Origin of the sequence: Pseudoalteromonas sp. SIMBA_162, assembly GCF_046535955.1 — a bacterium.
In the GTDB taxonomy this organism is placed as follows: Bacteria; Pseudomonadota; Gammaproteobacteria; order Enterobacterales; family Alteromonadaceae; genus Pseudoalteromonas; species Pseudoalteromonas marina.
Window position 1 is genome coordinate 1 of sequence record NZ_JAWJBQ010000226.1, and the last position, 295, is coordinate 295.

A 295-nucleotide genomic window follows, 5' to 3' on the forward strand; every position below is an offset into this window, starting at 1 on the left:
CTGGCCGCGTCCAGTGCGCTGACATTGAGCGTCACCTCGCCCAGCGGGCCATCGAAGCGTGAGGCTTCGCCGACCACACCGGTGCCCAGCGCATCGCCGTCGTACTGCAATTCATACTCACCACCCTCTCCCAGCGACACCAGCGTCAGCGGCACATCGTCCCAGGCCGCCGGCACTTCCAGGCTGGCCACGTCGATCGACTCGCCTGCCCAGACCATGCTGGACCCGGCAAGCCAGCTCGGACGCGCGAATTCGTGGGTACGCAGGAAGGTGCCGATCAGCGGGTACTGATCCG

The 295-nt window shown here is 66.8% G+C and carries 1 protein-coding gene; it reads right to left on the bottom strand.

Annotated elements, in window-relative coordinates; genetic code table 11:
* Positions 1-295, bottom strand: a 295-nt coding sequence (locus R0J88_RS19465; protein WP_410900791.1) for a hypothetical protein, incomplete at both ends; no start/stop codon positions are given.